9 protein-coding genes are annotated in these 13,158 nt (G+C 70.8%); 4 read left to right on the top strand and 5 right to left on the bottom strand.

Translation table 11 applies throughout. The features are described 5' to 3' along the window. The first annotated feature begins 126 nt into the window (after positions 1-126). The 3 genes from ABZ896_RS37760 (at position 127) to ABZ896_RS37750 (ending at position 3,663) form a co-directional block, all read left to right on the top strand. Entirely contained in the window at positions 127-576 is a 450-nt protein-coding gene (locus tag ABZ896_RS37760) for a hypothetical protein (protein ID WP_360939291.1), read from the top strand. A gap of 111 nt (positions 577-687) precedes the next feature. After that, on the top strand, positions 688-1,938 hold the full coding sequence (locus ABZ896_RS37755; RefSeq protein ID WP_360939289.1) for a hypothetical protein: 1,251 nt from the start codon (positions 688-690) through the stop codon (positions 1,936-1,938). Positions 1,939-2,058: 120 nt separating this feature from the next. Beyond that, entirely contained in the window at positions 2,059-3,663 is a 1,605-nt protein-coding gene (locus ABZ896_RS37750; RefSeq protein WP_360939287.1) for a glycosyl hydrolase, read from the top strand. A 32-nt stretch (positions 3,664-3,695) separates the two neighbouring features. On the opposite strand, the gene ABZ896_RS37745 is transcribed toward ABZ896_RS37750, so the two are convergent. After that, a complete protein-coding gene (locus ABZ896_RS37745) occupies positions 3,696-6,764 on the bottom strand; it encodes a BTAD domain-containing putative transcriptional regulator (protein ID WP_360939285.1) in 3,069 nt (1,022 codons plus the stop codon). A gap of 84 nt (positions 6,765-6,848) precedes the next feature. On the opposite strand from ABZ896_RS37745, the gene ABZ896_RS37740 reads away from it, so the two are divergent. Further along, positions 6,849-8,339: a hypothetical protein gene (locus ABZ896_RS37740; protein ID WP_360939283.1), complete on the top strand. Its 1,491-nt coding sequence runs from the start codon at positions 6,849-6,851 to the stop codon at positions 8,337-8,339. 75 nt (positions 8,340-8,414) lie between these two features. Here the strand turns inward: ABZ896_RS37740 and ABZ896_RS37735 are convergent, their stop codons facing one another. The 4 genes from ABZ896_RS37735 to ABZ896_RS37720 form a co-directional block, all read right to left on the bottom strand. Further along, complete coding sequence (locus ABZ896_RS37735; RefSeq protein WP_360939281.1) at positions 8,415-9,776, bottom strand: hypothetical protein; 1,362 nt, start codon at positions 9,774-9,776, stop codon at positions 8,415-8,417. 101 nt (positions 9,777-9,877) lie between these two features. Beyond that, positions 9,878-10,075, bottom strand: coding sequence for a Sec-independent protein translocase subunit TatA (gene tatA, locus ABZ896_RS37730; protein WP_360939279.1), 198 nt, complete (start codon positions 10,073-10,075; stop codon positions 9,878-9,880). A 72-nt stretch (positions 10,076-10,147) separates the two neighbouring features. After that, a complete protein-coding gene (locus ABZ896_RS37725) occupies positions 10,148-11,869 on the bottom strand; it encodes an LCP family protein (protein WP_360939277.1) in 1,722 nt (573 codons plus the stop codon). 164 nt (positions 11,870-12,033) lie between these two features. Next, positions 12,034-13,158 (bottom strand): HAD-IC family P-type ATPase (locus ABZ896_RS37720; protein WP_360939275.1); only part of this gene is annotated, 1,125 nt, incomplete at its 5' end.

Raw genomic sequence — 13,158 nt, 5'->3', positions numbered from 1 at the left:
GAGATATCCGATGTGGACTATCCGCTTCCCACCGGGGTGTTCACGTATCCCACGGCGGGGTGGGAGTCCCCCGCATACGGGACCTCACCGCCCGGGTCCGACATCCTCTCGCGTCCGCTCTCGCCCATGCCGGGTGGCGAGGGCCACGTTTCGGGTGCCGAGAACCACGTGCCCGATGCGGCCTCCCCCGTGGACCGGGGTCCCGCCTCACCCCCCACGACCTGGAACCACCGGGCCGAGGCCGCCTTCGCCGCGGCCTGGCTCAGGCCCGGACACCCACCCCTGCCGGAGGTCGACCACTCAGCCCACTACATCGACTCCCACGACCCGGCAGCGGACTCCCCCAGCCCTCAGCCGTCCCCCGACATCGGCGCGGAGTTCGTCCGGGAGGTGCACCCCATACCCGGCTCCGGCCAGGCGTACGTGTATGGTCCGCCCCGCCCTACGGCCCCTCCCGGGCACAGCACCGGGGACAACCGGTCCGTCGCCGGCGGTCACCGCCACCAGGCCGGGATCAGCCACGCCACCCAGGGCGGCAAACCCCGGCGGGGAGGTCGGCGAGCGGGACCGCGCTGAGGCCGTTCCGGGATCCGCAGAGCCGTCCCTCTCGCACCGGGCGTTGAACCGTCCGCCCCCATAGGCCCGTTGTCGCTCGTGTCAGCGCCGCCGACAAGGAAGAGGGGCATCATGGCGGATGGCTTCGTGGCACCCTCGGACCCGGAAGAGCCGTTCGACGCGCGCAGCATGGCGTTGGAGCTCACCAGGGCCGATCAGGACCGCGCGAACGCTTCTCGCGAGCGCGATATAAGTGATCTGGCTGCCGAGTTCACCGCAACAGATTTCGATCTGGTGGCCGACCGTGAGGCTGTGCGTCGCAGGACCGACGACCCCTCCGAAGACCGCGCCAACCCCCGTGACAGAAACCGCGTCGCCGAGCTCGCCGACGAATATCGGCGCTCGCCGAGCTCAATTGTCCGGGCGATGGGAAAGGCTCTCAACGCCTTCGACGCCACCCGCCAGTGGATACGGAAGCTGCGCGGCTCCAATTCCCCCAATGGGCCGGCCGCCGGAGGGGGCGAGCAGACGCGGCAGGACCGGAACCAGGCAAACAACGGGGAGCGGATCCAGGACCAGGGCCAGCGCCGGAGCCGGAACGTACTACAGCGCAAATCTCAAGGCAGAGCGGAGCCGGAGCCTGACCCGCGGCAGCAGGAGCAGCGCGCCTACGCCGAGAAGGAGGAGCGCGTAGGCCGTCTCATGGAGCGGATCAGCAGGCTCTCGGACAACGATCACAAGGCCTTCGAGGACGCGGTCCTGAAGCGGGTCGAGAGCGACAAGGTCTTGCGTCAGGCTGTCGACGACGGCTACATGCCGCTCACCGCCCAGTTCGAGCTGAACGCCCGGCTGAGGCAGGCGGGCCACCAGCGGGAGGCCGGGGAGCCCACTCTCACGCCCGAGTTGCTCAAGCAGGCCGAAAAGCGCTGGAACCGGGGCCCGCAGCCGGGGCCGACGAATACGGGTACAGGGTTGTCCGGTGAAACGGCCGCGTTGGGTTACGACCCGAAGGCCGTCTCGTACGGCATGGTCTTCGCTCCGGTCACGAGTACGGAGCAGCGGTACATGGGCCAGGGGGCGTCGACCGACGGCCTCGCGGATCCCCGGCACAACTCCGGGACCTTCAATCCAACGCACGGCCTGATCCAAAGGGATGCCGACGAAATCTCCACCATCTCAGATTCCTCGTCCACGTTCGATCGGGTCCAGGGCGACAGGTCAGTGAGCCCCTTCCAGCACCTCATCGCGAAGCACGCCTACGTACAGGGCAGTGAATACGGCCGTCACGAATCCGCGAGCTCTCCAAGCCGCGCAGCCACTCCCGTCCCTTATGAGCAGTCGAACGGCGCAAGCCGGCAAGGAAGCACAGCGCGGCGGAAATGACGCCGTCGCGGCGCCCGCGCTGAACCATCCACCCCACCCCATCCGTCGTGCCCCAGCAGGCGATTCCGCACGCAACCGCATCCCCCACATCCCCCCAGTCCCCACGGAGAGGCTCACTCCATGCGCCGACTGCGCAGACGTACGCAACTGCTGCTCGCTTTACTGATGGTGATCGTCGGGGTCTCCGGGACCGCCGCGGCGGTTCAGTGGAGCCGGTCCGACAACACCAGCATCAGCAGCAAGAACGCCGCCGATGCCACCGCCGGGGATCACACCGTCACCTTCGAGAACCGGACCGGGGGGACGATCTGGATCGGGGCGACCGTCAACGCCGACGGGTCGGCCGCGCTCACCGGGTTGCCGAAGCTGGAGGACGGGCAGTCCGCGACCGTCACCATTCCGGAGCATGAAGGGGCCGGGCACTGGCGGGGGAAGTTCTTCGCTCGGCAGGGATGTACCGGGACCAGCGGCGCGGACTTCAAGTGTGCCGTGGGGGACTGCGGGAACTACGAGGATCGCTGTGTCGCCGGTGATCAGCCCACCAGCCTCGCCGAGTTCAACTTCGACCCGTCCGACGCGCTGGCGCCCTGGTACAACGTCAGTTACGTCAACGCCGTGTCCGTGCCGGTGACCATCACGCCCAACGACATCCCCGTGCCCGAGAGCGGCTCGTGCTCGGCGATGGGCTGTGCCGTCGATCTGCTGTCGTCCTGCCCCGCCGACAACCTCCAGAAGGACGCCTCCGGCAAGCCGCTCGTCTGCGTCAACCCCAACCGCGACGCCAAGACCCCCTACAGCGACGCGATCAACGCCAAGTGCCAGACCGCGTACGCCTGGTCGAAGCAGGACGCCGAGCCCGGCAACCGGACCGTCGCGCAGTGCACTCAGTGCACCGGCATGACCGTCGCCTTCGGTACCGGCGCCTTGAGCGACAGCCAGCCCGAGCAGACCACCGGGCCCACCGCGACACCCGAACCCACTCCCACCAACACCGCCACCACCAAGCGCGGTCTCAGCCTCAACCCCGTCGACGGTGACTCCCAGGCCCTCACCGACTCCGGTGTCTCCTGGTACTACAACTGGGACTCCTCCACCGGGCCGACGGTCAAGCCGGCCAACGCGGAATACGTGCCGATGATCTGGGGCGCCCAGGGGGTCAACGACACCAACCTCACCAACGCCAGGAACGAGGGCAAGGCGCTGCTCGGCTTCAACGAGCCCGATCTCGGCTCGCAGGCCAACATGTCCGTGGAGCAGGCCCTGGACCTGTGGCCCCGGCTCCAGGACACCGGGCTGCGGCTGGGCGCACCTTCCGTCGCCTTCGGCGGGGACGTGGCGGGCGGCTGGCTCGACCGGTTCATGGCCGGCGCCCAACAACGCGGTCTGCGCGTGGACTTCATTCCGCTGCACTGGTACGGCTCCGACTTCGGGCCGGACGCCGCGAATCAGCTGAGGGACTACCTCCAGAAGGTCTACGACCGCTACCACAAGCCGATCTGGCTCACCGAGTACGCCCTGATCGACTACACCGGAGCGAACCCGCGCTACCCCAGCGAGCAGGAGCAGACCGACTTCATCAGGTCGTCCACGCAGATGCTCAACGGGCTGGACTTCGTGGAGCGTTACGCCTGGTTCACGCTCTCCACGCAGACCAACCAGCAGACCGGCCTCTACACCGGCGCCACCCCCAACGCCAGCGGCCAGATCTACAAGCAAGCCGGCTGACAGCCGCCAAAAAAAGCGCAACTCCGGGAGGATCAGAGGCCGTTCAAACGGTCCCTGATCCTCCCCGCGTCCGGATGCTCGAACTCCGCGAACAGCTCCAGCGCCTGCTCCCACGACGAACGCGCCGACTCCCGCTCGCCCGACGCCAGTTGTACGTCGCCCAGGTTCCCCAGCGTGTGTCCCTCGCCCCACCTGTTGCCGACATCCCGGTGGGTCTTGAGCGCGTGGTCGAAGTACGAGACCGCCTCGCCGTACCGGCCGAGCCGTCCGTGCGCCCTGCCGAGGATGTCGAGGGTGACGCCCTCCACCCAGCGGTTGCCTATCTCCCTGAGCACGGTCAGCGCCTCCTCCAGACAGGCCACGGCCTCGTCGAAGCGGCCCAGCCTCTGGTAGGCGTCTCCCAGGTTGCTCAGCGCGATGCCCTGGCCCCAGACGTCGCCGCGCGCCCGGTCGAGGGCGAGGGAGCGTCGTACGTACTCAACTGCCTTGTCCAGCATGCCCGCTTGGAGATAGACGTCTCCCAGGTTGCCCACGGCGGCGGCCCGGCCGTCCTCGTCGCCGAGGTTCCGCCAGGCCGTCATCGCCTCCCGCAGGTGGTCAACCGCCTCCTCGTAGCGGCCACTTGCCCGCAGCGCGGCCGCCGTGTCCGCGAGGCCCTGGGCAACCCCCCGGGCGTCGTGGCCGGCGCGCGCCGCGGTCAGGCCCTCGCTCGCCATGACGAGCCACTCGCGGATGTGGCTGCGCAGGTAGAAGAAGCCCCACAGCACGGCGGGCAGCCGCCAGGCGTACGCCGTCTGGCCGTGCACGGCGGCGTGGTGCGCCGCGCAGACCAGGTTGGGCCGTTCGGTCTCGCACCACCGCACGGCCTCCTCGTACGTCCCGAACTCCAGGGGCGAGCAGCCCTCGGGCACCGGTTCGAGCGGGATACGGCGGCGCGACGGCGTGATGTGCGTGTACGCCGCGTCGGCGGTGTGCGTGTACCAGGCGAGCAGCCGCTCGTCGGCCCGTGCCACCGACTCCTGCGGCTCCTCGGCCGCGGCGCGCTCGGCGCCGTAGACGCGGATCAGGTCGTGCCGGGTGTACCGGCCGCGGAAGTGCTCGACGACCAGGTGGGCGCGGCTGAGTTCACCGAGCAGGCTGCGGGCCTCGCGCGGGGTGATGCCGGTGAGCGCGGCCGCGCCGTGCACGGACAGGTCGACGCCGTCGTGCAGGCCGATGATCCGGAACAGCCGGGCGGCGGGCGGCGAGAGCGCGCGGTACGACCAGGAGAAGACCGCCCGTACGTCCGTACCGAGGTCGTCGCCTCCGGCGAAGGCGTCCAGGCTGCCGTGGCACTCGCGCAGTTCCTCGGCGATCGCGGCGAGCGGGAAGGCGGGCTGTGCGGCGGCCTGCGCGGCGACGATGGCCAGCGCCAACGGCAGCCGGGCGCACCGCTCGACGATCTCCGCGACCGCCTCCGGCTCCGCGTCCGGCCGCTCCGCGCCGAGCCGCCGTACCAGCAACTCCCTTGCCTCTACGGCGTTCAGCTGGCCCAGCGTCAGCGGCTGCGCGCCCTCGCCCGCGACCAGGCCGGTGAGTTGGTTGCGGCTGGTGACGACGACCAGGCAGCCGGGGGTGCCGGGGAGCAGTGGGCGGATCTGTTCGGTGTCGCGGGCGTTGTCGAGGAGGACGAGCATGCGGCGGCGGTGCAGGAGGCTGCGGTACAGGGCCGCCTGTGCGTCGAGGCCGGCCGGGAGCCGCATCGGGGGGACGCCGAGCGCGTCGAGGAAGACCCGGATCGCCTCCTCCGGGGTCACGACCGTGCCGGAGGGGTCGAAGCCGCGCAGGTTGATGTAGAGCTGGCCGTCGGGGAAGCGGTCGGCTATCTCGTGCGCCCAGTGCACGGCGAGAGCGGTCTTCCCTACGCCGCCCATGCCCCCGATCGCACAGATGAGTACGGCGGGAGGGGCGCCGCCGTCGGCGGGCAACAGGGCACGTACCCGGTCGAGTTCCTCCTCACGTCCGACGAAGGCGGGGAGATCCGCGGGGAGTTGGGCGAGCCGTGGGGTGGGGCGGGCGACGGGGACATCGGCGTCGCCCCCGGAATGAGGGACCGCTGCCGCGGGGGCCGGCGCATCGCCCTGGCCGCCCGCACGCGACGCCTCCGCCACCGTGGCCGGGTGCACTTGGTCGACAGGAACCGACGGCCGCGCCGCCCTCAAACCCACGGGCACGCGGTCACCGGTTTCCGGCACACCACCGGCGAGGGCCGCGCCGTCCTCCGAGGATGCGCGGTCAGCAGGGAATCCCCCGCTCGTCCGGGGCCCCTCCACCGGCTCCGCCACCGACCACAGTCCCGGCACCGGATCCCCCGCCAAGATCCGCTCGTGCAACTCCCGCAGCTCCAGCCCCGGTTCGACCCCCAGCTCCCCCGCCAGCGTGTCCCGCGTCCTGCGGTAGGCCGCGAGTGCCTCGGCCTGGCGGTCGGCGCGGTACAGGGCGAGCATGAGCAGCCGGCACAGTGGTTCCCGGAGCGGGTGTGTGGCGGTCAGGGAAAGCAGCTCGGCGATCACCTCGGTGTGGCGGCCGAGTTCGACGTCCGCCTCCAGCCGGGTCTCCAGCGCGGCCAGCCGCATCTCGCGCAGCCTGGCCCGCTCGAACTCGGCGAGCGGGCCCGGGATTCCGGCCAGCGCCTCGCCCCGCCAGGTGTCGAGCGCGCTGTGCAGCAGATCCGCTACAGCCCCGGCATCCCCCGCCGCACGCGCCGTCCGCGCCCGCGCGACCAGCCGCTCGAACACGGCCAGGTCGAGGTCGTCCTCCTCGACCCGGATCGCGTATCCGTCCGCGATCGAGACGAGCACCCTGGTAGCCTCAGCCACCTCCAGCACCTTGCGCAGCCGGGACGCGTAGGTGCGCAGCACGGACACGGCGGCCGTCGGCGGCTTCTCTCCCCAGACGGCGTCGAGGAGTTCGGCGACAGTCGCGGGCCGTCCCCGCCGCACCAGCAGAGCCGCCAGCATCGCGCGCTGCTGCGGGGGGCCGAGCTCCACCTCCCGCTCACCACGCCAGGCCCGTACCGAACCCAGCACGGCGAAACGCAGGGGATCTATGTGGGGGGTCATGTTCCCGGACTCTACGGGGGAATTGAACCGCCCGGGGTCCGGCGCCCGTTGCGGTGACGCAGGGCCCCTGAGAAAGGAATGTCTATGAGCCGGGGTGAAGAAACCGACGAGCCGGTCGGGGAGGACGACTACTACGCGGTCGTCATCCACGGCGACGGGTCCGCGACCATCGACGACGAACCGGTGACGGTGGCGGAGGGGAGCACGGCCGACGCCGCGGTCCTCGACCGGCTGCACAGCTACGCCCGTGTGCGCAACGTCACCGTGACGGCCGCGATCTCCGACGCCTCCGCGGGCTACGTGGCCTACGTCGAGGTCGCCCCCGACGGTTCGAGCAGGCTCCTGGAACAGCGGGAGCCGGACGGCGTGGAGACCGACGAGGCCGAGGCCCTCGGAGTCGGCGTCGTGACCGTGGACTTCGAGGACGACGAGGATGACGACGACGAGGACGACCTGGACGACGACTACGACGACGAGACCGACGACGAGTTCGACGAAGCCTCCTACGCCCTCCCCGAACCCCCTCCCCCGCCCTCCCTCCACAAGGCCGACGCCCACGACCAGGACGACGAGGACGACGACTCCGACGTTTTCGAGGGCTTCGACGACGAACCCCGCCCCCTCTACGCCGCCTCCCCCTCCCCCGGCCTCAACCGAACCCCTCCGACCCCCCTCGTCCGCACCCTCGACCGCGGCAACGACTCCCGCCAGTCCGACGACGAGTACCGCCCCTCCGGCCTCCTCCACCGCCCCGTCGTCATCGCCCCGGCCGCCCTCGCCGTCGCCGGCCTCGTGATCGTCTCCCTCGTGTACCTGGGCAGCAACGGTTCGAGCGGCGACGACCAGAAGAAGGAGACGCTCTCCAGCTCCGACCTGAGCGCGAGCCCCTCGCTCTCGTCGGAGCCGCCGCTGCCGACCTTCTCGGTGGACATCACTCCCCCGCCCGCGCCGACGGTCACGCTCTCGCCCTCGATGTCACCGAAGCCGAGCAACTCCGCGAGCGCGTCGGGGAGTTCGCAGAACGGTCCGGGCGGCGGCACCGTCACCGTGACGGCGACCCCACCGAAGAAGACCGTGACCGCGAAGCCGGCCGTCGAGACGGCCGCAACCGCCGTGCAGCGGCTCGCCCAGCGGGACCCGGGCGGACGGCACATCTGCTACCGCGCGTTCGTCGCGAAGCTCGGCTGGCAGAAGCCGGTCTGCGACGGCACGCTGGCCGGTACGACGGGCCAGGGCCTGGCGATCAAGGCGCTGAACATCGCGGTGTCCGGTGTGGACGGCTCGGCGGCCAACGCGATGGCGTACAACTCGAGTTCGAGCGACGGCAACAGCAAGTGGGCGCCGAGCTGGACCGCCATCACCGGCAACGGCAAGAACATCTACATCGGCAAGACGTCCGCGAAGTACATCACCGGTTTCGCCATCAACGTCGGCAGCGGTTCGATCTGCGAGCAGACCAAGGTGTCGGGCTTCGCCTGGGGCTCCAAGGAGTGCGCCGACAAGCGCCCCGACTACGAGTTCGGCGGCACGGTGGAGAACGGCCGCTACATGGAGGCCGTGAAGCTGACGGTGTGAGTCCGCCCAAGAACGAGCGGGGGCCCCGGCCGGAACCGGGCCCCCGCTCTTTGGCGTGTCACGCCGAACGCCATGTCACGCCGACGGATTCACCGTCACCGTCGTCGAGTTGTTCTTCTGCCGCGGGTCGAAGGGGAAGCTCGTCGCCGAGCCCGAGTACGGCCGGACCGTGACGTGCCCCGTCGCGTCGGGGACGACCGTGTCGATCCGCAGCTGGAAGGGGAAGTCGACCTTCAGCTTCGGGTTGGCCCAGTGCGGCAGTGTGCAGGCGTAGTGGGCGACGGCCGGGTCCGTGCCGGAGGTCCCGGCCCAGTGGCAGGTCGAGGGGACCGACGTGGCCGTCGTGCCCGGCGGGAGGTAGTAGTCGAGGACCGCGACCGGGTCGCCTGCGCCGACGTCGCCGACCCAGGCGGGCCCGCGGTTGACGAAGCGGAAGCCGGCCGTCACCGTGTCGCCCGCCGCGCCGCTCACCGAGGTGCCGTGGACGGCGAAGTCCGCGGTGTTGTCGGCGTTCACATGGAAGGAGCGGCCGTTGTCCGAGGTGTCGAGGTCGGTGGCGTCGCCGCCCGGCTCGACCTCGTAGTCGAAGCGGTCGTACAACGCGTGGTCGGTGACGGCCACTCGGAGCGGCTCGGGCAGCTCCACCGAGGCGCCCGGCGCGATCTCGGTGTCGAAGGAGCAGCTCACGTACGTCATCGAGGGGTACGCGCTGTCGTCGCCGGGGCCGTCGTAGGTGCACTGCGGGTACCGGCTGAGGACGTCGAGGCCGTACGTCGCCCACATCTTCACGGTGTAGCCGTGGGCGGTCTCGTTGCCGGTGTTGGTGACGGTGAACGGCACGTCCAGCACGGTTCCGGGGGCCACGTCGGAGACGTCGTCGTGGGCGGCGACGCCGAGGTCCGGTCGCGAGCCGACGGTCACGAAGGTCTCCGCCTCGCCCTGCGGCGCGGTGAGCGTGCCGTCGGGGCCGCCGGTGGCCGTGGCGGAGTACTCGATCGCGCCCTGCGCGCCCACGGCCGCGCCGGCGGCGGCCCGTATCGTCAGCTGCACCTGCGGGCTGTAGCGGGTCTGCACGTCACCGGTGTCGCAGACGGCGACGGTGCCGGCGGCGTCCGGCGTGCAGTTGGCGGGCCAGGTGACGTCCGCGATCCCGGCGAGCCCGGTGACGTCGACGGTGAGGCGGCCGTCGGTCACGGTGAAGGTGCCGTTGTCGTGGGTGAGCCCGAGCGCCAGTGACCGCGCCTGGGCCGTGCCGCCGTCCGGGGCGACGGGGACCGCCCGGTCGTACGGCGCCTGGATCCAGAGATTGTCGGTCTGCGGCTCGTCGTCGGCGAAGGCGACCCCGCCGACCCCGAGACCCGCGACGACCAGTGCCCCCACGGCCGAGGCACACGCTCCGCGACGCAGCGCACGGCGCCCGACGGAGACAGAACTCATGACATCCCCCTGATGGGACGGAAGAGACCCCGGCGCCATGATCGGCACCGGCCGTGAGGGGGACTACCCGCGGAATCGGAAGGTTGCAGGGAAACAGGGCCCTACGCCGGACTCTTACCGACTTCTTGATCGGAGTCGGTGTTCGACTCCTCCTTCATGGCCCTGGCCTCGCTCTTGAGGATGCGCATCGACTTGCCCAGCCCGCGCGCCGCCTCGGGGAGCTTCTTCGAGCCGAACAGGGCGATGAACAGGATCGCCACGATCAGCAGGTGCCAGGGTTCCAGTCCGTTGCGCAGCATCCCGCACGCCCCTCTCCACACATCGGTTGCAGTCTTGCGCAACTGTACAACCGGACCCGCTTACCCGATCTCTTACTTGTCGGAGTCCTTCTTGTTCGTCGCCGCCGCGTAGGCCTGGGTCGGTGTCATCGGTACGCCGTTCAGCTCGACCGTGTTGAACTTGCTGACCTTGGCGCAGCTCTTGGCGTCGTCCGCGGTGGAGGCGTTCGCGTCGGCGACCGCGGCCTGGGTGTCGGCGGGCGCCGCCGAGGCCGTACCGCCCGGATAGCTGGTGCCGCTCGTCCAGTCGCCGCCGATCACCAGGGTCAGCCCGCTGCCGGTGCCCTGCTTCAGCTTGGAGGAGGCGAGGCCCAGCGCCTTGGCCACGGTCTGCGCCTCGGCCTTCTGGCCGCTGCCGTAGGTGAGGGTCGTGGTGGACGCCTGGCTCGGCGCGTTGCCGGAGGTGGTGTCCGAGCTGAAGCCCTGGCCGGTCAGCTCGGCCGCGATCGCGGCGGCCCGGCCGGTGACCTGCGTGCCGTTCTGGACGTCCACGGCGATCTGCGAGGTGGGGACGGCCGAGGCCGAGGGGGACGCCGTCGCGGTGGACTTCTTGCCCGAACTCGTCGTCAGCGACTGGTCGTTGGCCATCGTCTTGAAGAGCGTCTTGGCGGCCGCAGCGACCACCACCCGGTTCTCATTGGTGGGGTCCGGGACGGTCTGCATGGTGGTGAAGGTGATCCGCTTGGTGGGGACCTTGTTCAGGTCGGCGGCGAGCGAGATCAGCTTCTTGACGCTGCCGAGGCCGTCGTCGACGGTCAGCGCCTTGGTGGCGGCGTTGGCGAGGGCGTACACCTTCGTCGGGTCGGTGAGCGTCCCGGCGTCCTTGAACTTCCGCATCATCGCGCTGAGGAAGATGTGCTGGGAGACCGTACGGCCGATGTCGCCGCCGTTGCCGAAGCCGTGCCGGGAGCGGACGAACTCCAGGGCCGCCTCGCCCTTGAGGGTGTGCGTGCCCTCGGAGAGCTTCAGGTGCGAGTAGGTGTCGTAGACGTCGGCGTCGACGCAGACCGAGACGCCGCCGACCGCGTCGGACATGTCGACCACACCGGAGAAGTCGAGCTTGACGAAGTGGTCGATGGGTATGTCGGTGAGCTGGTGGATGGTGGCCACCTGGCAGGCGGGGCCGTACTGGAGCGCGCTGTTGACCTGGCCGTAGTAGCCCTTGGTGGAGGTCTTGTTCTCGGTGTCCTCACAGGCCGGGACGTCGACCATGGTGTCGCGCGGGATGCTCATGACGGTGGCGTTGGAGCGGTCGGCGGAGATGTGCACGACCATCTCGACGTCCGCGTTGCCGTAGCCGGTCTGCACGCCGGTCTTCGAGCAGCCGCCGCCGAGCTTGCAGTCGGTCTTGCTGGTGCGCGCGTCGGAGCCCATGACCAGGATGTTGATCGGGGTACGGCCGAAGGCGTCGGCCTCCTCGGTGCCGCCCTTGCCGTCGAGCGAGACGCTCGTGATGTTGCCGTTCAGGTGCTGGTAGAACCACCAGCCGGCGCCGGCCGTGCCGAGCACCAGGACCGCCATGCACCAGCCGACGATCTTCAGCGCCCTGCGGCCACGCTTGACCGGCCTGGCCCGGCGCCTGCCCCGCGAGCGCGCCGCCTGCCGCGCCGCGGCCCGGCCGCCCTGGGGCGGGACACCGGGACCGGGACCGGCCGTACGCCGGCCGTGAGGTCCGGCCGCCCCGCGCGGTGGGGGCACCTCGGCGCCACGGCGGCGCGTGGCCTGGCGGACCGGGCCGTCCCACGGGTCGCTCATCCACTACTCCCATGAACGGTCGGAACGCTGACGTCAACGGTCGGGCGCTGGCTGGAAACGACAGGCGCTGGCTTGCGCAGTTGCGCAAATCTAACAAGATCACGGCCCGTACAGCGCAAATCCTGGGCCAATTCACAGGTGAGCGATCTCATGCAACCTGAACGTCACATTCCCCGTCCGGCATACGTTCGCGCCATCCGCAGGGCCGCCGCGTAGAGCACCAGGACGGCGGCGAGCAGCGGGTAGTAGCCCGCGGGCAGCGGGGTCAGACCGAGGGCCGCGCCCAGGGGGGACGGCGGTAGGGCGAGTCCTACGGCGGCCAGGGCGAGGGCGGCGAGAACGACCGGGCCGGGGCGGCGGGCGCCTGGTCCTGCGAAGCGCAACAGCGCCATGACCAGGGCCTGGGTGAGGAGGTTCTCGGTGAACCAGCCGGAGTGGAAGACCTCCTCGGTGTCGCCCGGGCCGCGCAGCGCGTACGCCAGGACGCCGAAGGTCGCGAGGTCCGCCACGGCGTTCAGGGCGCCGAAGCCGACGATGAACCGGAGCAGCTCCCGGGGGTCCAGGACGCGCGGTCCGCGGACGGCCGACGGCGGGGGGCGGTCGTGGGCGAAGGCGAGCTGGGCCGCGTCGAAGCAGAGGTTCTGCACCAGGACCTGGGCCGGGAGCATCGGCAGGAACGGCAGCAGGAGGCCCGCCGAGAGCATCGCGATCACGTTGCCGAGGTTCGAGGAGAGCGTGACGCGCAGATACGTGACGATGTTGCCGCCCGCGCGGCGGCCCTCGGCGAGGGCGTGGCCGACCGCGGTGAGGTCCTTATCGGCGAGCACCACGTCCGCCGCGTCCCGGACCACGTCGGCGGCGCCCCGCGGTGCGATGCCGACGTCGGCGGAGCGCAGCGCGGGCAGGTCGTTGACCCCGTCCCCGAGAAACCCGACGGTGTGCCCGGCGCCCCGCAGCGCGTGCACGATCCGGGCCTTGTGCGCGGGGGTGCAGCGCGCGAAGACGGTCGTACGACGGAGGGCTTGGGCGAGTTCGGGGGCGCCGAGGGTGTCGATGTGGTCGGCGGTGAGGACGGCGGGGGCGTCTGGTTCCGGGGCACCGAGGGTGTCGATGCGGCCGGCGCCGGCGTCCGGTTCGGGGCCGCCGGGGACGTCGGCGGTCGGACCGGCGGGCTCTGTGCGCGCGAGCGGGATGCCGAGGTCGCGGCAGGCGCGGGTGGCCGTGCCCGGGTGGTCGCCGGTGAGGATCTTGACGGTGACGCCCCTGGCCGTCAGCGCGGCGAGCGCCTC

This window comes from Streptomyces sp. NPDC047072, assembly GCF_040643855.1.
In the GTDB taxonomy this organism is placed as follows: Bacteria; Actinomycetota; Actinomycetes; order Streptomycetales; family Streptomycetaceae; genus Streptomyces.
Note: the sequence above shows the minus strand (reverse complement) of the source record. Positions and strands in the feature narration are given on the sequence as shown.

Excerpts from the sequence above, each read along its gene's own strand:
- ABZ896_RS37745 (WP_360939285.1), bottom strand. The coding sequence starts at position 6,764 with ATGACCCCCCACATAGATCCCCTGCGTTTCGCCGTGCTGGGTTCGGTA.
- ABZ896_RS37740 (WP_360939283.1), top strand. The coding sequence starts at position 6,849 with ATGAGCCGGGGTGAAGAAACCGACGAGCCGGTCGGGGAGGACGACTAC.
- ABZ896_RS37750 (WP_360939287.1), top strand. The coding sequence starts at position 2,059 with ATGCGCCGACTGCGCAGACGTACGCAACTGCTGCTCGCTTTACTGATG.
- ABZ896_RS37755 (WP_360939289.1), top strand. The coding sequence starts at position 688 with ATGGCGGATGGCTTCGTGGCACCCTCGGACCCGGAAGAGCCGTTCGAC.
- tatA (WP_360939279.1), bottom strand. The coding sequence starts at position 10,075 with ATGCTGCGCAACGGACTGGAACCCTGGCACCTGCTGATCGTGGCGATC.
- ABZ896_RS37725 (WP_360939277.1), bottom strand. The coding sequence starts at position 11,869 with ATGAGCGACCCGTGGGACGGCCCGGTCCGCCAGGCCACGCGCCGCCGT.
- ABZ896_RS37735 (WP_360939281.1), bottom strand. The coding sequence starts at position 9,776 with ATGAGTTCTGTCTCCGTCGGGCGCCGTGCGCTGCGTCGCGGAGCGTGT.
- ABZ896_RS37760 (WP_360939291.1), top strand. The coding sequence starts at position 127 with ATGCCGGGTGGCGAGGGCCACGTTTCGGGTGCCGAGAACCACGTGCCC.